This window comes from Streptomyces sp. NPDC048461, from assembly GCF_055587105.1.
The window spans coordinates 270,765-292,643 of record NZ_JBVJGW010000009.1; the positions used below are offsets into that span (position 1 = coordinate 270,765).

Annotated in this window: 26 protein-coding genes and 1 tRNA gene; 5 read left to right on the plus strand and 22 right to left on the minus strand. The window is 69.2% G+C overall.

Annotated features, from left to right (window positions below; translation table 11 throughout):
* Window positions 1-83: 83 nt before the first annotated feature.
* From ACZ6S8_RS18465 to dnaK, 4 genes are read right to left on the minus strand one after another with little or no spacing between them, the layout of a single operon-like run.
* Window positions 84-536 carry a heat shock protein transcriptional repressor HspR gene (locus tag ACZ6S8_RS18465; RefSeq protein WP_469456924.1) on the minus strand — a complete coding sequence of 151 codons (453 nt, stop codon included), beginning with the start codon at window positions 534-536 and terminating at the stop codon, window positions 84-86.
* 1 nt (window position 537) lies between these two features.
* The gene (gene dnaJ, locus ACZ6S8_RS18470; RefSeq protein WP_469456926.1) at window positions 538-1,734 is read right to left on the minus strand and encodes a molecular chaperone DnaJ; all 1,197 of its coding nucleotides are present in this window, start codon (window positions 1,732-1,734) and stop codon (window positions 538-540) included.
* Between the two features lie 39 nt (window positions 1,735-1,773).
* The gene (gene grpE, locus ACZ6S8_RS18475; RefSeq protein ID WP_469456928.1) at window positions 1,774-2,457 is read right to left on the minus strand and encodes a nucleotide exchange factor GrpE; all 684 of its coding nucleotides are present in this window, start codon (window positions 2,455-2,457) and stop codon (window positions 1,774-1,776) included.
* On the minus strand, window positions 2,457-4,304 hold the full coding sequence (dnaK, locus tag ACZ6S8_RS18480) for a molecular chaperone DnaK (RefSeq protein ID WP_469456930.1): 1,848 nt from the start codon (window positions 4,302-4,304) through the stop codon (window positions 2,457-2,459). Before dnaK ends, grpE begins: the two co-directional genes overlap by 1 nt.
* Window positions 4,305-4,766: 462 nt before the next feature.
* Between dnaK and ACZ6S8_RS18485 the strand changes: the two genes are divergently transcribed.
* The 3 genes from ACZ6S8_RS18485 to ACZ6S8_RS18495 all read left to right on the plus strand — a co-directional run bounded on the left by ACZ6S8_RS18485 (window position 4,767) and on the right by ACZ6S8_RS18495 (window position 9,244).
* Window positions 4,767-5,297 carry a sugar transferase gene (locus tag ACZ6S8_RS18485; protein ID WP_469456932.1) on the plus strand — a complete coding sequence of 177 codons (531 nt, stop codon included), beginning with the start codon at window positions 4,767-4,769 and terminating at the stop codon, window positions 5,295-5,297.
* A gap of 110 nt (window positions 5,298-5,407) precedes the next feature.
* Complete coding sequence (locus ACZ6S8_RS18490; protein WP_469456934.1) at window positions 5,408-8,080, plus strand: heterodisulfide reductase-related iron-sulfur binding cluster; 2,673 nt, start codon at window positions 5,408-5,410, stop codon at window positions 8,078-8,080.
* A gap of 255 nt (window positions 8,081-8,335) precedes the next feature.
* Complete coding sequence (locus ACZ6S8_RS18495; protein ID WP_469456936.1) at window positions 8,336-9,244, plus strand: Yip1 family protein; 909 nt, start codon at window positions 8,336-8,338, stop codon at window positions 9,242-9,244.
* Window positions 9,245-9,347: 103 nt separating this feature from the next.
* Here the strand turns inward: ACZ6S8_RS18495 and ACZ6S8_RS18500 are convergent, their stop codons facing one another.
* Both ACZ6S8_RS18500 and dcd read right to left on the minus strand, forming a co-directional pair.
* Window positions 9,348-9,845 carry a phosphoribosyltransferase gene (locus tag ACZ6S8_RS18500; RefSeq protein WP_267721079.1) on the minus strand — a complete coding sequence of 166 codons (498 nt, stop codon included), beginning with the start codon at window positions 9,843-9,845 and terminating at the stop codon, window positions 9,348-9,350.
* The gene (gene dcd / locus ACZ6S8_RS18505; RefSeq protein WP_469456939.1) at window positions 9,842-10,429 is read right to left on the minus strand and encodes a dCTP deaminase; all 588 of its coding nucleotides are present in this window, start codon (window positions 10,427-10,429) and stop codon (window positions 9,842-9,844) included. Before dcd ends, ACZ6S8_RS18500 begins: the two co-directional genes overlap by 4 nt.
* A gap of 480 nt (window positions 10,430-10,909) precedes the next feature.
* Between dcd and ACZ6S8_RS18510 the strand changes: the two genes are divergently transcribed.
* Window positions 10,910-10,983, plus strand: a tRNA-Gly gene (locus ACZ6S8_RS18510).
* A gap of 51 nt (window positions 10,984-11,034) precedes the next feature.
* Here the strand turns inward: ACZ6S8_RS18510 and ACZ6S8_RS18515 are convergent.
* From ACZ6S8_RS18515 to ACZ6S8_RS18570, 12 genes are all read right to left on the minus strand, one after another.
* Window positions 11,035-12,180: a tyrosine-type recombinase/integrase gene (locus ACZ6S8_RS18515; protein WP_266352708.1), complete on the minus strand. Its 1,146-nt coding sequence runs from the start codon at window positions 12,178-12,180 to the stop codon at window positions 11,035-11,037.
* Window positions 12,180-12,392, minus strand: coding sequence for an excisionase family DNA-binding protein (locus ACZ6S8_RS18520; protein ID WP_469456942.1), 213 nt, complete (start codon window positions 12,390-12,392; stop codon window positions 12,180-12,182). The genes ACZ6S8_RS18515 and ACZ6S8_RS18520 overlap by 1 nt, the downstream gene beginning before the upstream one ends.
* A complete protein-coding gene (gene repSA / locus ACZ6S8_RS18525; RefSeq protein ID WP_469456944.1) occupies window positions 12,385-13,761 on the minus strand; it encodes a replication initiator protein RepSA in 1,377 nt (458 codons plus the stop codon). The genes ACZ6S8_RS18520 and repSA overlap by 8 nt, the downstream gene beginning before the upstream one ends.
* Complete coding sequence (locus tag ACZ6S8_RS18530; RefSeq protein ID WP_469456946.1) at window positions 13,758-13,985, minus strand: hypothetical protein; 228 nt, start codon at window positions 13,983-13,985, stop codon at window positions 13,758-13,760. The genes repSA and ACZ6S8_RS18530 overlap by 4 nt, the downstream gene beginning before the upstream one ends.
* A complete protein-coding gene (locus tag ACZ6S8_RS18535; RefSeq protein ID WP_469456948.1) occupies window positions 13,985-14,167 on the minus strand; it encodes a hypothetical protein in 183 nt (60 codons plus the stop codon). The genes ACZ6S8_RS18530 and ACZ6S8_RS18535 overlap by 1 nt, the downstream gene beginning before the upstream one ends.
* Window positions 14,168-14,257: 90 nt before the next feature.
* The gene (locus ACZ6S8_RS18540; RefSeq protein ID WP_469456950.1) at window positions 14,258-14,578 is read right to left on the minus strand and encodes a hypothetical protein; all 321 of its coding nucleotides are present in this window, start codon (window positions 14,576-14,578) and stop codon (window positions 14,258-14,260) included.
* 23 nt (window positions 14,579-14,601) lie between these two features.
* Window positions 14,602-14,760 (minus strand): hypothetical protein, encoded by a 159-nt coding sequence (locus ACZ6S8_RS18545; RefSeq protein ID WP_107084747.1) that lies wholly within the window; start codon window positions 14,758-14,760, stop codon window positions 14,602-14,604.
* Between the two features lie 16 nt (window positions 14,761-14,776).
* Window positions 14,777-14,968, minus strand: a complete 192-nt coding sequence (locus tag ACZ6S8_RS18550; RefSeq protein WP_468225464.1) for a mobile element transfer protein — start codon at window positions 14,966-14,968, stop codon at window positions 14,777-14,779.
* Between the two features lie 9 nt (window positions 14,969-14,977).
* The gene (locus ACZ6S8_RS18555; protein ID WP_469456952.1) at window positions 14,978-15,631 is read right to left on the minus strand and encodes a DUF2637 domain-containing protein; all 654 of its coding nucleotides are present in this window, start codon (window positions 15,629-15,631) and stop codon (window positions 14,978-14,980) included.
* A 77-nt stretch (window positions 15,632-15,708) separates the two neighbouring features.
* Complete coding sequence (locus ACZ6S8_RS18560) at window positions 15,709-17,067, minus strand: FtsK/SpoIIIE domain-containing protein (protein ID WP_469456954.1); 1,359 nt, start codon at window positions 17,065-17,067, stop codon at window positions 15,709-15,711.
* Window positions 17,068-17,069: 2 nt separating this feature from the next.
* Complete coding sequence (locus ACZ6S8_RS18565) at window positions 17,070-17,408, minus strand: SCO3933 family regulatory protein (RefSeq protein WP_469456956.1); 339 nt, start codon at window positions 17,406-17,408, stop codon at window positions 17,070-17,072.
* Window positions 17,409-17,547: 139 nt separating this feature from the next.
* A complete protein-coding gene (locus ACZ6S8_RS18570) occupies window positions 17,548-18,330 on the minus strand; it encodes a GntR family transcriptional regulator (RefSeq protein ID WP_469456958.1) in 783 nt (260 codons plus the stop codon).
* Between the two features lie 18 nt (window positions 18,331-18,348).
* Here ACZ6S8_RS18570 and ACZ6S8_RS18575 point away from each other — a divergent pair, with 18 nt between their 5' ends.
* Window positions 18,349-18,816 (plus strand): NUDIX hydrolase, encoded by a 468-nt coding sequence (locus ACZ6S8_RS18575; RefSeq protein ID WP_469456960.1) that lies wholly within the window; start codon window positions 18,349-18,351, stop codon window positions 18,814-18,816.
* Between the two features lie 746 nt (window positions 18,817-19,562).
* On the opposite strand, the gene ACZ6S8_RS18580 is transcribed toward ACZ6S8_RS18575, so the two are convergent.
* The 4 genes from ACZ6S8_RS18580 to ACZ6S8_RS18595 all read right to left on the minus strand — a co-directional run bounded on the left by ACZ6S8_RS18580 (window position 19,563) and on the right by ACZ6S8_RS18595 (window position 21,795).
* Window positions 19,563-19,751: a hypothetical protein gene (locus tag ACZ6S8_RS18580; RefSeq protein ID WP_469456962.1), complete on the minus strand. Its 189-nt coding sequence runs from the start codon at window positions 19,749-19,751 to the stop codon at window positions 19,563-19,565.
* A 147-nt stretch (window positions 19,752-19,898) separates the two neighbouring features.
* Window positions 19,899-20,198 carry a hypothetical protein gene (locus ACZ6S8_RS18585; RefSeq protein ID WP_469456964.1) on the minus strand — a complete coding sequence of 100 codons (300 nt, stop codon included), beginning with the start codon at window positions 20,196-20,198 and terminating at the stop codon, window positions 19,899-19,901.
* Between the two features lie 354 nt (window positions 20,199-20,552).
* Window positions 20,553-21,572, minus strand: coding sequence for a Cfr10I/Bse634I family restriction endonuclease (locus tag ACZ6S8_RS18590; RefSeq protein ID WP_469456966.1), 1,020 nt, complete (start codon window positions 21,570-21,572; stop codon window positions 20,553-20,555).
* On the minus strand, window positions 21,556-21,795 hold the full coding sequence (locus ACZ6S8_RS18595; protein ID WP_469456968.1) for a helix-turn-helix domain-containing protein: 240 nt from the start codon (window positions 21,793-21,795) through the stop codon (window positions 21,556-21,558). The genes ACZ6S8_RS18590 and ACZ6S8_RS18595 overlap by 17 nt, the downstream gene beginning before the upstream one ends.
* Between the last annotated feature and the right edge of the window lie 84 nt (window positions 21,796-21,879).

Sequence of the window (21,879 nt, forward strand, 5' to 3'; positions counted from 1 at the left end):
GGGAAGGGCCGCCGCGGCCCTTCCCGCACGCGCGAAGGCCCCGACCGGAACGTTCCGGTCGGGGCCTTCGCGTACGGCGTGCGTCAGTCCAGCGGACGCTTCGGCGTCGGACGCCACACCACCAGGGCGCTGCCCGGCTGCGGAGCCTGGTACGGGACCAGGTCGCGCCGGTACGAGGCGTGCACCTGGGCCTCGCGGGCCTGCAGCGCGGCCGCCGCGCCGTCCACCGCGGCGGCGAGCTCGGCCACGCGCTGCTGGAGCGCGGTGACCTGGTTCTCCAGCTCGATGATCCGCTTGATGCCGGCCAGGTTGATGCCCTCGTCCTGGGACAGCGCCTGCACCGTGCGGAGCAGTTCGATGTCCCGGGCCGAATAGCGCCGGCCGCGGCCCGCCGTGCGGTCCGGGGAGACCAGGCCGAGCCGGTCGTACTGCCGCAGGGTCTGCGGATGCAGACCCGAGAGCTGGGCGGCCACCGAGATCACGTAGACCGGGGTCTCGTCGGTCAGTTGATAGGGATTCCTGCGGCGGCCGTCCATGTCATGCTCCCTTCGCGGACTCGAACAGCGCGGAGCGCGGGTCCTCCGACCCGGTCGCCTCGCGGTACTTCTCCAGCGCCTCGCGCGCCTCGTCCGACAGCTCCGCGGGGACGGCCACCTCGACCGTCACCAGCAGGTCGCCGCGGGTGCCGTCCTTGCGGACCGCCCCCTTGCCGCGCGCCCGCATGGTGCGGCCGCCCGGCGTGCCCGGCGGCAGCTTCAGCGTCACCGAGGGGCCGTTCAGGGTCGGGACCTTGATGTCGGCGCCCAGGGCCGCCTCGGCGAAGGTCACCGGGACGGTCACCGTCAGGTTGTCGTCCTTGCGGCCGAACACCGGGTGCGCGTCGACGTGCACGACGACGTAGAGGTCGCCGCCGGGACCGCCGCGCTCGCCCGGCGCGCCCTTGCCCCGCAGCCGGATCCGCTGGCCGTCGGAGACGCCCGCCGGGATCCGCACCTGCATGGTGCGGGAGCTGCGGGCGCGCCCGCTGCCCTTGCAGATGTCGCAGGCGTGTTCCGCGATCAGGCCGCGGCCCTTGCAGTCCGCGCAGGGGTCGGTCAGGGAGAAACCGCCGCCGCTGCCCCGCGAGACCTGGCCGGTGCCGACGCAGGTCGGGCACACCCTGGGGGTGCCGTTCTTGTCGCCGGTGCCCGAACAGGCCTTGCAGGGGGCCTGCGAGGACATCCGGAGCGGGACCGTGGCCCCGTCCACCGCCTCCGTGAAGGAGAGGGTGACCTCCGACTCGATGTCCTGGCCCCGGCGCGGCTGGGTACGGGTGCCCGTACCGGCGCCGGCGCCGGCTCCGCCGCGGTTGAACAGGCCGCCGAACACGTCGCCCAGACCGCCGCCGAAGCCGCCGCCCGGGCCGCCCTGCTGCGGCTGCTGACCGCCGAAGAGGTCGCCGAGGTCGAAGTTGAACGAGCCGCCGCCCCCGCCCGGACCGGGACGGAAGCCCCCGTTGCCGAACAGGGAACGGGCCTCGTCGTACTCCTTGCGCTTCTTCGGGTCGCCGAGGATGTCGTTCGCCTCGGAGATCTCCTTGAAGCGCTCCTCGGCCGAGGCGTCGCCCTTGTTGGCGTCCGGGTGGAACTCGCGGGCGAGCTTCCGGTACGCCTTCTTGATCTCGGCCTCGGTGGCGTCCTTCGGGACACCGAGGACCTTGTAGTAGTCCTTCTCGACGAAGTCCTTCGTGTTCATCCCCGGTGTCCCTCCTCTCGTGCCTCTACGTGTGGTGCATCAGCCCTTGTCGGGGGCATCCGCGTCCTTGTCCGACGGCGCTTCGCCCTCCGCGTCCGCGGAGTCGGAGCCCGCGGACTTCGGGGTCGCGCCCGGCTGGGGCTCGGCCACCGCGACCCGTGCGGGACGGATCGTACGCTCGCCGATCCGGTAGCCCGGCTGCAGGATCGCCACGCAGGTCGTCTCGGTGACGTCCGGCGCGTACGAGTGCATCAGGGCCTCGTGGATCGTCGGGTCGAAGGGCTCGCCCTCCTTGCCGAACTGCTGGAGGCCCATCTTGGCGGCGACGGTCTCCAGCGATTCGGCCACCGACTTGAAGCCGCCGACCAGCTCGCCATGCTCCCGCGCCCGGCCGACGTCGTCCAGGGTCGGGAGCAGTTCGCTCAGGAGGGACGCGACCGCGACCTCCTTGACGGTGATCCGGTCCCGGTCCACCCGGCGACGGTAGTTCTGGTACTCGGCCTGGAGCCGCTGGAGGTCCGCGGTGCGCTCGGAGAGCGCCGTACGGGCCTGGTCCAGCTGCGCCAGCAGCGCGGTTTCCTGGCCGGCGGCCTGTGCGTCGTCCCCGGCCGGAGCCGGGGCCGCCTCCTCCTCCTTGGCGGAGTCGGCGGCCTCCGGCTCGTCGGGCGTGCCGTCGACGGGGACTTCGGGCTTCTCGTCGAACCCCGGGGTCTCCTCCGACATCAGGCAGCACCACCCTTCGGCTTCTCGTCGTCGACGATCTCGGCGTCGACGACGTCGTCGTCGGCCTTGGCCTGGCCCGCGTCACCGGCGGCGCCGGCCGCGCCCTGGGCGCCCTGCGCGTCGGCGTAGATCGCCTGGCCCAGCTTCTGGCTGACCGCGGCGAGCTTCTCCGTCGCGGTGCGGATCTCGGCCGTGTCCTCGCCCTTGAGGGTCTCCTTGAGCTCGGAGACGGCCGTCTCGACCTCGGTCTTGACGTCGGCCGGGACCTTGTCCTCGTTGTCCTTGACGAACTTCTCCGTCTGGTAGACGAGCTGCTCGCCCTGGTTGCGGGACTCGGCGGCCTCCTTGCGGCGCAGGTCCTCGTCCGCGTACTGCTCCGCCTCCTGGCGCATGCGGTCGACCTCGTCCTTGCCGAGCGAAGAGCCGCCGGTGACGGTCATCTTCTGCTCCTTGCCCGTGCCGAGGTCCTTGGCCGTGACGTGCATGATGCCGTTCGCGTCGATGTCGAAGGAGACCTCGATCTGCGGGACGCCACGCGGGGCCGGCGGCAGGCCGGTCAGCTCGAACATGCCGAGCTTCTTGTTGTACGCCGCGATCTCGCGCTCGCCCTGGTAGACCTGGATCTGCACGGACGGCTGGTTGTCCTCGGCCGTCGTGAAGATCTCGGACCGCTTGGTCGGGATCGTGGTGTTGCGCTCGATGAGCTTGGTCATGATGCCGCCCTTGGTTTCGATACCGAGGGACAGCGGGGTCACGTCGAGGAGCAGGACGTCCTTGACCTCACCCTTGAGCACGCCCGCCTGGAGGGTCGCGCCGATGGCGACGACCTCGTCCGGGTTGACGCCCTTGTTGGCGTCCTGACCGCCGGTGAGCTCCTTGACGAGCTCGGCGACGGCCGGCATGCGGGTGGAGCCGCCGACCAGGACCACGTGGTCGATCTCGGACAGCTGGATGCCGGCGTCCTTGATGACGTTGTGGAACGGGGTCTTGCAGCGGTCCAGGAGGTCCGAGGTGAGCTGCTGGAACTGGGCGCGCGTGAGCTTCTCGTCCAGGTGCAGCGGGCCCTCGGCGGAGGCCGTGATGTAGGGCAGGTTGATCGAGGTCTCCGTGGAGGAGGACAGCTCGATCTTCGCCTTCTCGGCGGCCTCGCGCAGGCGCTGGAGCGCCATCTTGTCCTTGGACAGGTCGACGCCGTGGCCGTTCTGGAACTGCTTCACGAGGTAGTCGACGACGCGCTGGTCCCAGTCGTCGCCACCGAGGTGGTTGTCGCCGTTGGTCGCCTTGACCTCGACGACGCCGTCGCCGATCTCGAGGAGCGACACGTCGAAGGTGCCGCCACCGAGGTCGAAGACCAGGATGGTCTGGTCGTCCTTGTCGAGGCCGTAGGCCAGGGCGGCGGCCGTCGGCTCGTTGACGATGCGCAGGACGTTCAGGCCCGCGATCTCGCCGGCTTCCTTCGTCGCCTGACGCTCGGAGTCGTTGAAGTAGGCCGGGACGGTGATGACCGCGTCCGTGACCTTCTCGCCCAGGTAGGCCTCGGCGTCCCGCTTCAGCTTCTGCAGGATGAAGGCGCTCATCTGCTGCGGGTTGAAGTCCTTGCCATCCAGGTTGATCTTCCAGTCAGTGCCCATGTGGCGCTTGACGGAGCGGATGGTCCGGTCCACGTTCGTGACCGCCTGGCGCTTCGCGACCTCGCCGACGAGCACCTCGCCGTTCTTGGCGAAAGCGACGACGGACGGCGTGGTCCTGGCGCCCTCGGCGTTGGTGATGACGGTGGGCTCGCCGCCTTCCAGAACGCTGACGACGGAGTTAGTGGTGCCCAGGTCGATGCCGACCGCACGTGCCATTTCGATTCCTCCAGCTGACTTGAGTGGAACAGACTCAACCATGCATGATCGTCGCGCGTGCGTCAACAGAGCTGAGTCGAGGCGACTCAACCTTTAGGCCTTCCTTACGCGCAACTACCGCCGGACCGGGCGCCACCGGGGCCGCGTGACACGGAACGCCCGGCACCTGCCGAAGGACGCACGGCGCGGACGCGCGGCAGCGACTCCCGGCGCCTGCCCACATGTACGCCCGGAACGCCCCGTACGCCCCGTACGCTCCGTACGCTCCGTACGCCGCGAACGCCCCGCACGCCCCGCACGGTGCGAGCGCTCCCCGCGCCTGCCGAAGCCTGCGCCGCCGGGGCCCGCGGGGGGCCGCCCGGGACGGCGTCCCACCCGAACGGCCCAGCCCGGGCACCCGTCCGGCCCCCGCCCGCCGCGCGGCGCGCCGGGCACGCCGCCGCCGTGCGGGACCGTTCCCGCATGCCTCTGACGCTCGCCGCCCTCCCCCTCCCGCGGCCGGCCCGGCCGCCGGCGAAACGGGTGCTCGACCTCATCGGGGCCGCGATCCTGCTGCCCCTGTGCGCGGTGCCGCTCGCCCTGGCCGCCGCCGTGCTCGCGACCGCGCACGGCCGGCGGGTCCTCGTACGGGAGCCCGCGGCGGGGCTCGCCGGCCGCCCGTTCCTGACGTACCGGCTGCGCACGGCCGGCGCGGGGCGGGCCGGAGCCGCGGTGGAGCGGTGCGCCCTCGACGGGCTCCCGCAGCTGCTCAACGTGTTCCGCGGCGAGATGTCGCTCGTCGGCCCGCGCCCGGAACCCCGTACGGATCAGCCCGAACGGCTTCTCGTACGCCCCGGAATGACCGGATTGTGGCAGGTGAGCGCGCGCTCCGACCTGCCCTGGGAGGAGATGGCCCTGCTCGACCGGCACTATGTGGAGAGCCATTGGCTGGGGATGGATCTCGCGATCCTCGCTCAGACCCCTCGCGCGGCCTACCGACAGAGGTATGCCTGAGCGACACAGATCACCGCACGCTCGCCTACATTGCGGCGCGGGGAATGGGTAACCTCAAGCCTTGACTCAATAAGTTACCGCTTAGTAGTCCCCGCCCGAGGAGCCCTTCCATGCAACTCGCCGCGATCATCGTGTCGCTGGTCCTGACCGTGGTCGGCGTCGCGCTGCTCGCACGAGCCGTGGCGCAGATCTACCGGTTCGTGAAGATCGGCCAGCCCGTACCGGCGGGCAGCCGTACGGACGACCCGAAGGCACGAACGCTCACCCTGGCCCGGGAGTTCCTCGGCCACAGCCGGATGAACCGCTGGGGCATCGTCGGCTTCGCGCACTGGTTCGTCGCGATCGGCTTCCTGACCCTGCCGCCCACGCTGGCGCAGGCGTACGGCCAGCTCTTCCAGGCCGACTGGACGCTGCCGGTCATCGGCGGCTTCCTGCCGTTCGAGATGTACATCGAGTTCATCGGCCTGATGACGGTCGTCGGCATCGTCGTGCTCATCGCGATCCGGCTGCTGAACCTGCCGTCGCGCGCCGGCCGCAAGTCCCGCTTCACCGGCTCGAAGGCCTGGCAGGCGTACTTCGTCGAGTACATCATCCTGACGATCGGCCTCGCGATCCTGGCCCTGCGCGGCCTCGAGGGCGCGATCCACCACGTGGACTCGTACGACCCGGCGTACTTCGTGTCGTACCCGCTGGTGCTGGCCTTCAAGGGGCTCTCGCTCGGCACCCTGCAGAACGCCATCTACTTCACCGCGATGATCAAGATCGGCACGTCGCTGGTCTGGATGATCGTCGTCTCGCTCAACACCAACATGGGTGTCGCCTGGCACCGCTTCCTCGGCTTCCCGAACATCTGGTTCAAGCGGAACGCCGACGGCGCGGTCGCGCTCGGCGAGCTCAAGCCGATGACGAGCGGCGGCAAGGAGATCGACTTCGAGGACCCGGGCGAGGACGACGTGTTCGGCGTCTCCCAGGTCGAGCAGTTCTCCTGGAAGGGCATCCTCGACTTCTCCACCTGCACCGAGTGCGGCCGCTGCCAGTCGCAGTGCCCCGCCTGGAACACCGGCAAGCCGCTGTCCCCGAAGCTCCTGATCATGTCGCTGCGCGACCACGCGCACGCCAAGGCCCCGTACCTGCTCGCGGGCGGCGGCAAGGACATGGAGGGCAACGAGAAGGCCACGGCGGAGCAGCTGAAGGACGTCCCCGCGGCCGCCCTCGCCGAGGCCGAGCGCCCGCTGATCGGGACGGCCGAGGAGAACGGCGTCATCGACCCGGACGTGCTGTGGTCCTGCACGACCTGCGGCGCGTGCGTGGAGCAGTGCCCGGTCGACATCGAGCACATCGACCACATCGTCGACATGCGGCGCTACCAGGTGATGATCGAGAGCGCGTTCCCGTCGGAGGCGGGCACGATGCTCAAGAACCTGGAGAAGAAGGGCAACCCCTGGGGCCTGGCCAAGAAGCAGCGCGTCGAGTGGACGAAGGAGGTCGACTTCGAGGTCCCGATCATCGGGAAGGACGCGGAGGACCTCTCGGAGTTCGACTACCTGTACTGGGTCGGCTGCGCGGGCGCGCTGGAGGACCGGGCCAAGAAGACGACGAAGGCCTTCGCGGAGCTGCTGAACATCGCGGGCGTCAAGTTCGCGATCATGGGCGGCGACGAGAAGTGCACGGGTGACTCGCCGCGCCGCCTGGGCAACGAGCCGCTGTTCCAGCAGCTGGGCCAGGAGAACGTGGCCATGCTGAACATGGCCTTCGGCGAGGACGACGAGGACCCGTCGACGAAGAAGCCGAAGTCGGCGAAGCGGATCGTCTCGACCTGCCCGCACTGCTTCAACACCATCGCGAACGAGTACCCGCAGCTGGGCGGCGAGTACGAGGTCATCCACCACACGCAGCTGCTCCAGCACCTGATCGACGAGGGCCGGCTGACGCCGGTGACGCCGGTCGAGGGTCTGATCACGTACCACGACCCGTGCTACCTGGGCCGGCACAACAAGATCTACACGCCGCCGCGCGAGATCATGTCGTCCGTTCCGGGCCTGCGCCAGCAGGAGATGCACCGCCACAAGGAGCGGGGCTTCTGCTGCGGCGCCGGTGGCGCGCGGATGTGGATGGAGGAGCGGATCGGCAAGCGCATCAACAACGAGCGCGTCGACGAGGCCCTGTCCCTCAACCCGGACATCGTCTCGACCGCGTGCCCGTTCTGCCTGGTGATGCTGACGGACTCGGTCAACGGCAAGAAGAACGACGGCCAGGCCAAGGAGTCCGTGCAGGTCGTGGACGTGGCGCAGCTGCTGCTGGAGTCGGTGAGGACCCCGGAGCCCGAGCCCGAGCCCGATCCTGTGGTCGAGCCCGAGCCGGAGCCGGTGGCGGCCGCGAAGGCGGAGCCCGCCACGAAGCCGGAGCCTGCCGCGAAGGCGGAGGCGCCTGCGGCCGCGGCCGCTGTGACGACGGTCGCCGTCAAGGCGGAGCCGAAGGCAGCGGCGGAGCCCGCTGCGGAGCCGGCCCCGGCGGCCAAGGCCGAGCCGGTGGCCAAGGCCGAGCCGGTCGCCACCGAGGCGGAGCCGAAGGCGGAGCCCACCCCGGCTCCCGCCCCGGCGCCCGCCGAGGCCGAGCCGAAGGCCGAGCCGAAGGCCGAAGCGGCGTCCGCCGCCGAGGCCGCGCCGAAGCCTGAGCCCGAGGCCAAGGCCGCGCCGAAGCCCGAGGCCGAGGCCAAGGCCGAGGAGCCCGGCGCCGAGCCCGAGGCCGAAGGCAAGCCCCAGACGGCGGAGAGCGGCAAGTAACCGCCCGCAGCCGCCCACCGCGACGGCCGGTCCCCCCACCCGGGGGGGGGCCGGCCGTCGCGCATTCCGCGGCACGGCCGGTGCAGCCGTACGACCGGCACGGCCCCACGGCGATTTCGCCCCACACCGGACATCGCGCGGGGGTGGGGACAACCCCCCGGGGATCCCCTAGGGGATGTCACAGGTCAGCCGCAAAGGCCGCGTGTTCCGGCCGCCCGTCCACCGGAACCCGCGGGACCAGGTACGTTCGATCACGTGGCTGGATTCAGGATCGGACGCGGCAGGGACAACAACCGCACCCCGCAACAACCCCCGCAGCAGCAGCCGTACGGTCAGCAGCAACCGCCGCCGCCGTACGGCCAGCAGCCCTACCCCCCGCAGCAGCAGTGGCCCTCACAGGCCCCGGGGGACCAGGGCGAGCCCGAGTACTTCGACCCGTACGGTCAGCACCCGCAGGGGCGCCCCCCGTACGGCCACGGAGCTCCCGGCTCGCCCGGCGTCCCCGCGCCCGGGCCGGCGTACGGGAACGACAACCCGGGGCACACCCGTGCGTTCTCCATCGGCGAGGACCCGTACGGCCAGGGCGCGACCTACCAGGCCGGCTCGGCCGCGGTGCCGTCCGGCCCGCGGCTGCCGTGGAAGGAACTGCTCCGCGGCATCGCGACCCGCCCGGGGCAGACGTTCCTCCAGATGCGCGACTTCGCCGTCTGGGGCCCCGCGCTGACCGTGACCTTCCTCTACGGGATGCTCGCGGTGTTCGGCTTCGACAACGCCCGTGAGGACGCCATCAAGGCGCCCCTCGGCTCGGCCATCCCGATCGTCCTCAGCACCGGCGCCGCCTTCGTGATCTGCGGGCTGATCCTGGGCGCGGTGACGCACACCCTGGCCCGCCAGATGGGCGGGGACGGCTCCTGGCAGCCCACCGTGGGCCTGTCGATGCTGGTGATGTCCATCACGGACGCGCCGCGCCTGCTGTTCGCCGTGTTCCTCGGTGGCGACAACATGGTCGTGCAGGTCCTCGGCTGGGCCACCTGGGTCGCGGCCGGCGCCCTGTTCACCTCGCTGATCAGCAAGTCCCACGACCTGCCGTGGCCGAAGGCGCTGGGCGCGTCCGCGATCCAGCTCATCGCACTGCTGTCGATCATCAAGCTCGGCACGCTGTAACGGCCGACCGGGCCGACCACCCCGCCGAACAAGCCGAAGGGCCCGCCGCGCAGTCACCTGCGCGGCGGGCCCTTCGTCCGTACGAAGCCGTTTCCGGTCCGGATCAGGCGTCGAGGACCTGGCCCTCGCGCTTGACCACGGGCGGCTCGACCGACCAGGGGAAGTTGATCCACTCGTCGGTCTTCTTCCACACGTACTCGCACTTCACGAGCGAGTGGGACTTCTCGTAGACGACCGCGGAGCGCACTTCGGCGACGTGCCCCAGGCAGAAGTCGTGCACCAGCTTGAGCGTCTTCCCGGTGTCGGCGACGTCGTCGGCGATCAGGACCTTCTTGTTCGTGAAGTCGATCGCCTCGGGCACGGGCGCCAGCATGACCGGCATCTCCAGCGTGGTCCCGACGCCGGTGTAGAACTCCACGTTCACGAGGTGGATGTTCTTGCAGTCGAGCGCGTACGCCAGCCCGCCGGCGACGAACACCCCGCCGCGCGCGATGCTCAGGATGATGTCGGGCTCGTAGCCGTCGTCGGCGATGGTCTGCGCCAGCTCGCGGACGGCGCGGCCGAACCCCTCGTAGTTGAGGTTCTCGCGTACTTCGCTCATGCGTCGTGCCTCACCTGGGTGCGGTGGAAGTTCTGGAAGGAGCGCGAGGCGGTGGGCCCGCGCTGCCCCTGGTATCTGGACCCGTACCGGTCGCTGCCGTAGGGGAACTCCGCGGACGAGCTGAGCTGGAACAGGCACAGCTGCCCGATCTTCATGCCCGGCCAGAGCTTGATCGGCAGGGTCGCGAGGTTCGACAGCTCCAGGGTCACGTGACCCGAGAAGCCGGGGTCGATGAACCCCGCGGTCGAGTGCGTCACCAGGCCGAGGCGGCCCAGGCTGGACTTCCCCTCCAGACGGGAGGCGATGTCGTCGGGCAGCGAGATGACCTCGTACGTCGAGGCGAGGACGAACTCGCCCGGATGCAGGATGAACGCCTCGTCGCCCTCGGGCTCGACCAGCCGGGTCAGGTCGGACTGCTCGACGGCGGGGTCGATGTGGGCGTAACGGTGGTTCTCGAAGACCCGGAAGAACCGGTCGAGACGTACATCGATGCTGGAGGGCTGCACCATCGACTCGTCGAACGGGTCGATGCGGACCCGTCCGCTGTCGATCTCGGCCCGGATGTCTTTGTCAGAGAGAAGCACGTCCCGAGGATACGCAGAGCGCGCGGACCTCCCCCAATCGGAGCGGTACCCGCGCGCCCGGCCGTACGTCCCCCACGGCTACCGCTTGCCGGCGCCCCCGCCCACGGGCACGGACTGCCTCAGCCGCGCACACCGCGGACACCGCAGCAGCCGCCCCGGCCCGATCCGGCCGGCACCGAGGTGCTGCAGCGGAAACGAGGCGGTACTGAAAACGTGCCCTTCGGCACAACGGACGACGGTGTGCTCCATCGAGTCCCTTTCCCCAACGAGCTGTACTGCGTACTGCGACGAATCGCCACATTAGGGGATGTTCGCGACCTGCTCCAGCCGCCGCTCCGCCCCCACACGGTACGCCCCAACTCCCGCCCCCACACGCCCCCGTACCCGCGGGGCACGACAACGACCCCGCGGCAAATTCACCGGGGGTCGACGATGGGGTAGAGTGACGAACGAGACGGATCCAGGCAACTGGCCCGTTATGCGGATGTAGTTTAATGGTAGAACATGAGCTTCCCAAGCTTATAGCGCGGGTTCGATTCCCGTCATCCGCTCCATAACGAAGCCCCAGGTCATCGACCTGGGGCTTTTGTGTTGCCTAGACCTCTCTACCCCTCGCGTGCCAGATCCGTGCCAGATGCCTTGGCACGCATGGCCTGCACCCGGGCGTCGATCCCGGCGGCGACTTCCCGCTGCCGCTCCAGGTTGGAGTGCTGGTAGATCATGGCGGCCTTCTCGGAGGACTGGCCGGCCCGCACCATCGTGTCCTTCAGCGTCGCCCCGGACTGCGTCGAGAGCGTGTGCCCGGTGTGACGAAGGTCGTAGAGCGTGAACCCATCAGGCAGTCCCACTTTCTTCCGGGCCTTCTTCCACTTCCGTCCAAAGGTCGTCCGCCGAAAGGGCCCGCCCCGCTCCCCCACGAAGAGCAGCCCGTCCGGCTTTTGCTCCGCGTAGAGATACATGTGGAGCTTGAGATCACCCTTCATGAAGTCCGGCAGGACGATGAACCGCTTGCCTGCCTCGGACTTGGTCTCGCCGGGAGCCCGCTTGCCGGTGTTCAGCTCAGGCTCGGCGGAGCGCACCCAGACTCCGTTGTTGACGAGGTCGACGTCATGCCGCCGCAGGGCCGCCTGCTCCTCGGGCCGGGCGGGACCGTATGCGGCGATGTAGACGAGCAGCCGCCAGCGCCGGCCCAGCTCCCGGGCGAGCGCGTCGACCTGCTCCACGGTGGCGGTCTGCCGCTCAGCGGGCGACTCCTTGCCCGCGCCCTTGATCCGGCAGGGGTTGCGGCGGATCAACTCGTCGTCGGCAGCGGTCTCCATGATCGCCTTGAGGAGTCGGTACGCCTTCGCCACGGTGGTGGCCCCGGTCTCCTTGAGTCGCTCGGCCCGCCAGGTCCGCACCCGGGGCGGGGTGATCTCGTCGAGGTCGTACTCCTCGAAGGCCGGCAGGAGATGCAGCCGCAGGAGCCGCCGGTACAGCTCATCGGTCGTGGCGGCGAGCCCTCGCTCCTCCACCCACTGGAGCGCGTACTCCCGGAAGTTGACGGCACCGGCGTCAGGGTCCCGCCAATCCCCCTTCTTGATCTCGGTCTGCTGCTCCGCGAGCCAGTCGTCCGCGTCCCGCGAGGTAGCGAAGGTCTCGGGCGCCGGGCGCATGACCCCGTCGGGTCCGGGATACCGGGCCTGGAACCGCCCGGACGGCAGCTTCCGAATGGCGCCGAACGTGCGCTTCTTGCCCTTGCGGTTACCCATCAGGCCGCCCTCCGGAAGCGCGAGCGCTGCAACCGGCGAGGATCGACGGTGTTCGCGCTGATGTAGTCCTGCACCGCGCTCTCCGGGATCCGCACGTGCGTGCCGACCTTCACGTACCGGATGCGCCGCTCGGCGACCAGGCGCCGCGGGAACCGCACGGTGGTGCCGAGCAGTTCGGCGACCTGGACGACGCTGAGGAAACGCTCATTCATGCTGCTCTCCTTGCAGGGCTTCGCGGGCGGTCTGACGGTTCAGCTGAATGTCCCGGGCGATGGTGGCGGCGAGTACCGACTCCCCCGGGCTGTGTCCGTGGCCGGCGTACTGCCAGGAGGCGAGGACGAGCACCGTGTCCGGCTCGACATCGTCCAGGCCGCGGGCTTCGCGTTCCTGGGCGACGCGGTAGTCGGCGCGGGTCTGGCGGAGGGCGCCGAGCGTGGTGGAGTACTGGCGCGACTTGGTGGAGAAGTGGCCGCGGAAGCCGAGCATGTGCGACCAAGCGGCGAGGCGGCGGTCCGGGTACAGCAGGTCCAGGTCGAGGCAGGCACCGATCAGGCGCGCGGTGTGGTCGGGGACGTCGAGGAGGACGAGGGCTTCGCGGTTGCCGATGCGGCGGTCGAGGGAGCCGGTGTTCTCTGCCGCCTTCGTCGCGTACTTGGCCACGTACGAGGCGACCGCCTGCTCTGTGATGTCGGAGCCGTCCCCGAAGGCCTTGATGGGGCGTACGTCGAGCTGCGTGCCCCAGCGGAACGTACGGGCGGGCTGGTCGGCGGCGGCAGGGACGGACACCGAGGTGTAGGTGTGGGCGACGGCCGCGCGGATCGAGCGGTCGAGGAGTTCGGTTCTGGCCCAGGAGGGCGGCGGGCTGGTCGGGCCGGCGGGGCCGTCGATGCGGATGACGGCGTGGAAGTGGATGGCGCCGCGTTTCTGGAACTCGGCGACCTTGCCGTAGGAGATCCGGGCTCCCTCCTTCAGCTCGCGTTGGGTCAGTCCCGCGTACGCGGCGATCTCACGGCGCAGGCGGGTCGTGAAGCGCTGCCAGAGCTGTCCGGCGTGGTTGTTGAAGAGGACAGCGGCGGCGTAGTCGTAGGTGGCGGGGTCGAGTGCGGTGCCGAGCTCGGCGGCGTCCTCCTGGTGGTGCTTGCCGCAGCGGCAGGGGCGGCCGACGGGGCGGTTGTGGACCGGGCCGAAAGACGGGGCGGTGAGGGTGGCGAAGACGCGGGGGTGTTCGCGGACGGTGGCGGGGATGTCGCGGCGGTCGTCTCCGGCGAGTCCGGCGCGGATCAGGTGGTAGGTGTCGCCGGAGTACGTCCAGGCGCAGGCGGGGCAGCGAGAGGCGCGTCGGTTTCCGCAGGCGATGCGGAGGCGGGCGCCGGGTTCGTCGGCGGTGGAGTATCGGTGCAGGGTCTCGCCGGTGATCTTGTCCTTGGCGACGGTCCAGCCGGTGATGTGGATGGGGTCGGAGCAGCCGCCGGTCCGGCGGATCTGGTCTTCCCAGCGGGCATAACCGGGAGCCCCGGCCACCCTCAGCATGTCGCCGAGGAGGCCGGGGTCCAGGTCCGCGACGGTCGCGGACTGGGTCACGAGTGTCGCCCCCGCTTCGGGGTGTTGGCGTCGCGGGACGTGGGTCCGGACGCAGGCTGACTGTGGCTCTTCCGCGTGCTGGAGGATCGCCGGGAGTCGTGGACCGAGTGGGCTTCTGTGACGCGCTCCTGGTGGCGGGCCTCGCCGGTGAGGCGGTCGTACACCTGGTCCATGTCGCGGTCGTACGGGTCGTCTCCGTAGGTCCGGCGGGTGAAGATCCCCATTACGCGGTCACCCCCGCGCGCTTGGTGCCGAGGACCGTGCCAGTGCCCTGGCAGGCGAAGCAGTGCGCGGTGATGGTGCGCCGGGCACCGGTGTGGTCGCGGCCGCCAAGGGTGACGGCGACGGCGGGGAAACCGTCGCAGTGCGGGCAGACCTGCCGCGGGGTGTGGTCGTGCTGGTTCATGATGGTGCTTCCTTCCGGATCGTTCGGTTCGGGCAGGAGTACGGCGCCGGGACGGCGGAAACTTGGCGGTTGAGGCCGTCCCGGGGCCGGTCAACGGCTCTTGAACTCCTGGCGCAGGGCTCGGACGAGGAACAGCAGGACGACGGCGCTGACGGACAGGGCGACCGCGGTGACGGCGACGGCCAAGAGCAGCGAGACGGCTACGGAGGCCAGGGCCAGGACTCCGGCGACTCCGCCGGCGGCGAGGGCGAGCGCGGTTCCGGGCGAGTTCTGGACCAGGCCGCCGAGGGCGGTCGGAGCCTTGGCGGGGACCGGGACCGGCGCGGGCACCACGTACTCGGTGGGCGCCGGGGCGGGACGGATGGTCGCCGGGGTGTACGTGTCGGGGCTGGGGTACTTGGGCTTGAACACGGCTGTTCTCCTTCCGGGGCGGGTTACTTGTTGATCGCGGTGTCGATGGCGGGGGCGAGGAAGCTGTCCGCGAGGAGGAATCCGCCGAGGAGGATCACGGCGACGAGCCACCAGGGCGGGCGGATGAGCTTCACTCCGAGGACTCCGACGGCGAGGAGGGCGAACCAGAGCGGTACGTCCATGGCGAGGCCTTTCAGGTCAGCTGATGCGGCAGCGGTGGGAGCGGGCGGCGAGCTGGGCGGCGGTCGAGGAGCTGTAGTCGGAGGACCAGCCGCAGGCGTCGGTGGTGCACACGGCGGAGTCCTTGGTGCGGCCGCGCCGGTCGCGGTAGGTGCCGATCTGAACGGGGCCGATCTTCATCAGCGAGCGGAAGTTGATCCGGGCGGGCATCGGGGCTCCTCAGGCGAGCTGGGCGGCGATGGCCTCAGCCATCGAGGACGGGACGCCGAGCCGGGCGCGCAGGGTCTCGGTGTCGATGGCCGAGCCGGTACGGGTGCGGTGATCGGCGGCGATCTTCTGGGCGTGGGCGACGAGGGCGGGCGGAGCGGTGACCGCGGTTGCGGGTACCGGTGCCGGAGCGGGTAGGGCGGGAGCTGGGGCGGCCTGTACGCCGGGCTCTGTCTCCCGCTCGACCACGGGCCGGGGCTCCGGGGCGGGCTCCGGCTCCGGGTCATTGGGCGGCGTAGGCCGGTGGACCAGGAGGGTGCCGCCGAGGAAGGCGAGCGCGGGCCATCCGGCGACGAGGATCCGGAGCCAGTCCGGGACGTCGCCCAGGTCGAGGAGGCCGGCGGTCGCGACGTTCGCGCCGAGCGAGGCCGCCAGGGCGACGGCGAACCAGGACCAGGCCGAGCGCGAGGGCTCCCCCGCTTCCCGCAGGGTGCGCAGGCGGTGCCAGGAGGCGACGAGGAGCAGGTCCACGCTGATCGGGTAGGCCCAGGCTTTCCAGCCGTGCTGTCCTGCGGCTTCGGCGAGGTCGTGGAGGTGGGCGAAGGAGAGGGCTCCGGCGATGACGGCCTGGACGAGGACGGCGTCCGGGCGGACCAGGCGGGTCATGGTCTTCACCTCGTTTCAGGCATGGGTGGGGTAGGGACGTGGCGCGAGAGGCCGCGCCGACCGGGTGGGGCATGTGCTTAGAAGGCACCTGCTGTAGCGCTCTTCGGCTGGACCTTGCCGACGATGACGCGTACCGGGAGCACGGGCCGGAAGCGCTCCAGCTCCGGGATGCTCGGGGTGCGATGGGCGTGGGCGTTGCAGGTGTCGACGGCCTGGCGGAGCGTGGTGTGCGGGGCCCGGATGCGGGACCAGCCGCCGGAGGAGTCGCCGGCCACCGCCGTGCCGGGGCGGTCCTTGCCGATCTGGACGGCGGCGAGGACGGCGTCCGGGGAGATGTCCCCGAAGGCCATGTTCGCGGAGGTCTCGTCGTTGACGCGGTGGGCGGTGCGGCCGGTGAGCTGGGCGCGGAGCATGGTGATGCCCTTGCCGAGTTCGGAGCCGAAGCGCTGGCCGCAGATCTCCAGATAGATGCCGGCGGCGCGGCCGAGCTGGGCGAGGCGGACGAGGTCGGTGATGATCTGGTCGCGCCGGGCTTCGTCTGCCTTGACCGCGGCGAGGGCGAGCTCCGCGACTTCGTCCACCAGCAGCACGACGGGTACGGGACGAAGGTGCGCGGGAAGGTCCCAGATGTCGGCAGTGATCTCCGCATCGGGCAGACCGACGCTGATGCGCTGTTCGGCCCGGATGACTTCGTAGACGCGGCCCATGTACTGGACGAGTGCGGCCAGCAGCTCAGCCGCTTCGACGGGGTTGTCGGCCAGGGCGGTGAACCGGGCAGCAAGCGGCGAGAGTTCCACGCCGTTCTTGCAGTCGATGCCGACCAAGGCGACGTTCCGCGGGGCGAGCCCGGCGACAAGCGTGCGCTGGTAGACGGACTTCCCGGACTGGGTCGCGCCGACGTTCAGAGCGTGCGGGACCTGCCGGTAGTCGCGGTGGTGAACCTCCCCGTCCTCCCGCAGGGCCACCGGCACCCGGAGCACGCCATCGGGGACGGCGGCCGGCATGCGCACCCGCTTGAGTACGTCGTAGCCAGTCATCCGCAGCTCCACGACGCCGGAGCGGATCTCTCGCGAGACGACGTTGTGGAGGGCGAAGGCGTGCCGTAGCCGGTCGGAGGAGGCGGAGAAGTCGAACGCGTCTTGTCCAGGCCGGAGTTTCAGCCGCAGGACCAGGCCGGTCGACGTGGGCCGCAGCCGCAGAATCCGCGGCGAACGGTCCTCGGGGGCGGGGCGGTGGGTGACCCTGGCGAGTGTCAGCCGCCAGCGGGCGGGCGGGACGGTGAGCCCGCAGGCGTCCATCACCGAGCGGTAGCGGATCAGGACGCGGATCGTCGCGAAGGTGACCCCGAAGGTCAACCAGTACCAGGTAGGCCGCAGCCAGCGCAGGACGAGCGCGACGGCCAGGACCACCAGCAGCGTGACCCATAAGGCGTTCACGCTCAGCCCTCCTTGGCCAGCGAGGTGACAGCGACGGCGCGGAAGCTGATCCCGTGGCGCTTCTGGCCGTTGAACTCGTTCTCCCACGGTCGGGCGACCAGACCGGTCAGCGCGACCGAGGTCCCCATCACCAGGTCACCCGTCAGGCCCGGGGCCGGAACCACGATGGACAGGACTTCCGCCTCGCCGTTCGCGGCGAAGAGCACGTCCACCGTCATCATCTGGGCGCCCGTCTCGACATCGGTGGCGACCTCACCGGTGCGGCGGTCCTTGATCTTCACGGCCGGGGGCTGGGCCACCATCACCAGGGCGGCGGAGGTGTCGACGGGAATCTGACGCACAGCAGATCACTCCTCTATAGATGCTGGACTCCGTCACTCATGTATAGGAGTGACATGAAGAAGAGTGCCTGACTCCTATACATGAGTCAACCCGCCGCGAAGAGAAACTCACGGCGGGCTGTGGGGAGTTGAGCGGGCGTCAGTCGCGCGCGGGGATCCGGTACTCGAAGACGAACTGGTCAGCGGCCATGAGGGTGTCGCAGACCTCCACCACTCGGCCTTCCTCCGTGACCGCATCGCGGAGCAGGTGGACCACCGGGGCGCCGGGGCTCAGCGACAGCTCAGTCGCCTCAGCCTTGGCGGCCGGCCGGGCCTGGAGGGTCTCCACGTACTCGGCGAAGACGTGACCGTGGTCCTCCAGCCGCGCATAGATGCCGCCGGGGCCGGGGTTCTCGGCGAACAGCTCCGGGATGTCCTTCACGACGTCCCAGGGCAGGTACGAGGTAGCCGTCTCCACGGGCGTCCCGTTCCGGAAGTACAGCCGCCGCCGGGCCAGCACCTGAGTCCCCGCGGCGACCGCGAGCCGCTCCGCGATCTCTTCCGGCGCCTCCATGGGCCCGATGAACAGCACGCTCACCTTGGCTTCGGCGCCGGACTGGGCGGACTCGGCGAGGTACGCGGCCCTGCCTTCCTGCCGGTGGGTGCGCCGGAAGCGGTCCGAGGACCGGTGCCGCACGGGCGGGCGAGCCTTCACCAGCGAGCCCTTGCCGTGCCGCGTCTCCACGAGCCCGCTCGCACGGACTTCCACCATGGCCTTGCGGATCGTCCCGCCGGCCACGCCGTAGCGCTCCACGAGCTCCGACTCACTCGGCACCATGTCGCCGGCACTCAGCACCCCGGCCCGGATCTGCTGAACGATGTCTTCGGCGATCTGCACGTAGCGCGGCACAGCCCCTCGGCCCCCTCCTACTGCGGTTCCCATAGTCCTTCTCTTCCTCCTATGCTCCTGTACATGAGTACGGGTTCCCCGCAGGCCAAGTCAACGCCACTGCACTCCGTGTCCGTAGCCGGGGCAGTGCTGCGCGAGGACGGCCGACTTCTGGCGATCCGTCGAGCGGACAACGGGACTTGGGAACTGCCGGGCGGAGTTCTCGAACTCACGGAGTCCCCGGAGGCCGGCGTACGGCGCGAGGTCCTGGAGGAGACGGGCATCCACGTCGAGGTGGACGAGCTGACCGGGGTCTACAAGAACACCACCCGCGGCATCGTCGCCCTGGTCTTCCGCTGCAAGCCGTCGGGCGGAACCGAGCGCACGTCGGATGAAACGACCGCTGTCGCGTGGCTCACCCCGGAGGAGGTGTCCGAGCAGATGTCCGAGGTCTACGCGATCCGCCTCCTGGACGCCTTGGACGACGCAGGTCCCCACGTCCGCAGCCACGACGGCCGACACCTGGTCCAAGCGCCCTGACCACGCGGATCACACCGCGACCCACCGTGGGCTACGGTCCTGCCATGGTGGACCCCTTTCCCGAGATCGACTCCGTCGAGGAGTTCATACGCCTGCGCCGGAGTGGGGACTCTGCGGAGCGCGACCGCGCGGCACGGGCTGGTATGCCACTGACAGTGTGGTGGCAGCTAGTCCGGGAGCATGCAGAGATGCGTTTCTGGGCAGCCCACAACCGCACGTGCCCACCGGAGATCATGACTGAGCTAAGCAAGGACGCGGACTGGCGGGTACGGCAGCGCGTACTGGGCAAACGTTCCTGCCCTCCAGAACTCATGGAACAATTGGCGGACGATCCTCACGACGCAGTCCGTAACGCCGTTGTCACCCACCCACGTTCGCCACGGTCCGCTGTCGCTCGGCTCGTCGATGATCCCTGGCCGATAGTCGCTGAAGCGGCACGCGCCCGCCTCGCCAACTGGCCCACCCAATAGCCCATCAGCACGCTTAGTGGACCGCCCTCAAGGCCGGTTGTTTGCCACCTTGCCCTCTGAATCTGATGCGCGGTAAGAGTTTCTCTACTTCATCAAGGCACCCGCCGCGCACGCGCGGCGCGCGCGGCCCGTCGCCCGGGCCTGCGCTCCTGTCTCCGCCCCGCTCCAGCCCGGCCGCCGACCGCACGCCTACGGCTCGGGTTGATGGCGGAAGGACCGCGGTGGCTCGGACTGCTGCTCAGCGCACGTCAAGACGATGCCTCCGGCGGGGGCGCTCTAACTCTGGGATGGCGGGGGCGCCGTACGCGGGTGCCGGCGCGCTGTGGTGAGCGTGGTGAGCGTGGTGAGCGTGGTGAGCGTGGTGAGCGTGGTGAGCGTGGTGAGCGTGGTGAGCGTGGTGAGCGTGGTGAGCGTGGTGAGGCTCCCATCCCGTCTGCCATCGACCCAGGCAAGCCCAGCAGGCACGGGCCCTGGCGTCCAGGTCGTTCGTCCAGTTGGGCGCTCCACCTGGACGCCAGGACCCGCGCCCGCTCCACGTACGTGTGGGTCGACGGCAGACGGGATGGGAGCAGGGGCAGTCGTGGGTACAGGTAGGGAAGGAGGCCCTACGTCTCAGGAGTAGAAGCCGGTCCAGTACTCATCGGGCGCCACGGCGAACGCGTCGGGCTGTTCACGCTGGAGAACTTCGTACCGCTCGTGGAAGGTTTGGAACGCCTCTTGGAGAGAACATCCGAGATGCTCTCGGATGGCCTTGATGCCCGGCAGGATGCGGCCAGCAAAGATCTCGCTGTCAGCGACGGTCACGCGGGGCAGGGGCGTCTCGCTCATGCTGACAAGATCGCACAGCACGGTAGTAGAGCGCTGCTGAGATTTGGGCTTGCGGACCCGCCGGTTGCTGATCTCGTGCCCCATGCATGCCCGTCGTGGCGGGGAACCAAGGGTGTCAGCAGCTACGGACGGCGTCCGCACCGCCAAACGGCCCCTGCCCATATCTCCTGGTCAGGGGCCGTTCACCTGCGGTGGGTGTGGGATTTGAACCCACGGTGACTCGCGCCACGACGGTTTTCAAGACTGCTGGCCGACTGTATGAGCGGCCAGATCCGCAGGCAGGTGAGCCACTACCAGGCCGATGCCATCCTCAGCCGCTACCTCTCCGAAGCAGGCCGGATCGAACTTACAAAGCAGATGCCGACGGATCGAAACCGTCCGCGTCGTCCAGCGCAAGGGCCCCACCGATCTTGGAGGGGGACCTCAGCAGGTGCTCTGTCAGCCCTGCACCAATGCCATGCGTTCATTCAAGAAATTGAAAAATCGACGTGCGAGATCTGAGGCAGTCGGTGGGACATAAAGCTCCCGAATAGCCTTATGTACATCCGACCGCCCCTCCGCCAAACCATAGAGAGATGCCGCTTCGTACGTCACTACGGCATTTGTCCCTTCCGGAGCGAGGGTATGAACCTCGAATTCCACCTTCGGTGCACCGAGTTTACCCTCGAGCAACAGCTGCATCACATTCGCTTCATACAGCGGCTGATACAGGCGATCACTCCGAAGGCTCCTCTTAAAGGCCACGGCGAGGGCTATTTCACCGGGCTCCACCTTGCCCTGAAGCTTTTGATATGCACTCGAGAGGAGGACTTGATTAGGCCTCCCCAGGCCTCCAATTTCCCGCCGCCAGATCTCGTCATCATGAAATTCCTCCGGGAGGACAACTACCGCCAAGTCGGGAGTCGAAGTGGGCAATCCCATCCCAGCGCCTCGAAGGCCCGACCTGAACTCCTCGACCAGCGCCTGCGACTCGGGAACCAAGAGGCTGACCCAGTCAAAATTACGAGGCAGGTTCAAAACCGCCACCTGGCGGCGACGGGAAGGACTCAGCGAAGGCCTTCCGTAGCGCGGCTGCGACCTCCAGCCCTCACCCGCCATGAGCGAATTCCATCGAGCTGCACAGTTCCACATAACGGCGGAAGAAACGATCTCGAAGATATCGCCCGCAACCTTCGCTTTGGCATTCGAATCCACACGGAAATCATCTCGGAAAAAATGGGCCCCTTCCAGTAGGGCGTTCCCAAGGGGGCGCTCAATCACCTCCTTGTAATCCATTCCGTTGATCCCCGCCGAAGCGAATCCAGGGATAACCTCACCGAAGGTATACGCGAGCATGTTCTGTTGAGCCAGCTTGAATTGTGTTGATCGGTTCCGCACCGGCTCATTTCGAATATCCTGGATGCACCGCTCTGCAATGGGTAGGTTTCGCGTCGCCTCAATGCTATAAGCGAAGGGCATCCAAATTCTCCTCAGCGTCACGTACGAGCTCAGACAGCGGAACTTCGAGCGCATCAGCCAGACGCGCCAGGGTGAGGAGCGCAGGGTTCCGCCGCCCGCGCTCAAGGCCACTTACATACGTGCGATCCAGTCCGGACTTCTCCGAGAGCAACTCTTGCGACCAGCCACGTCGCAACCTTGCAGCACGTACAGCCAAGCCGAGGTGGGAGCACAGGTCAGGCACTTGCGGAGTCTAGGTGCGGGGCAAAAAGTCGATCAACGGCATATAAGTCACATCCGCCGGTGCCCATGTATGGTTGGGGCCGTC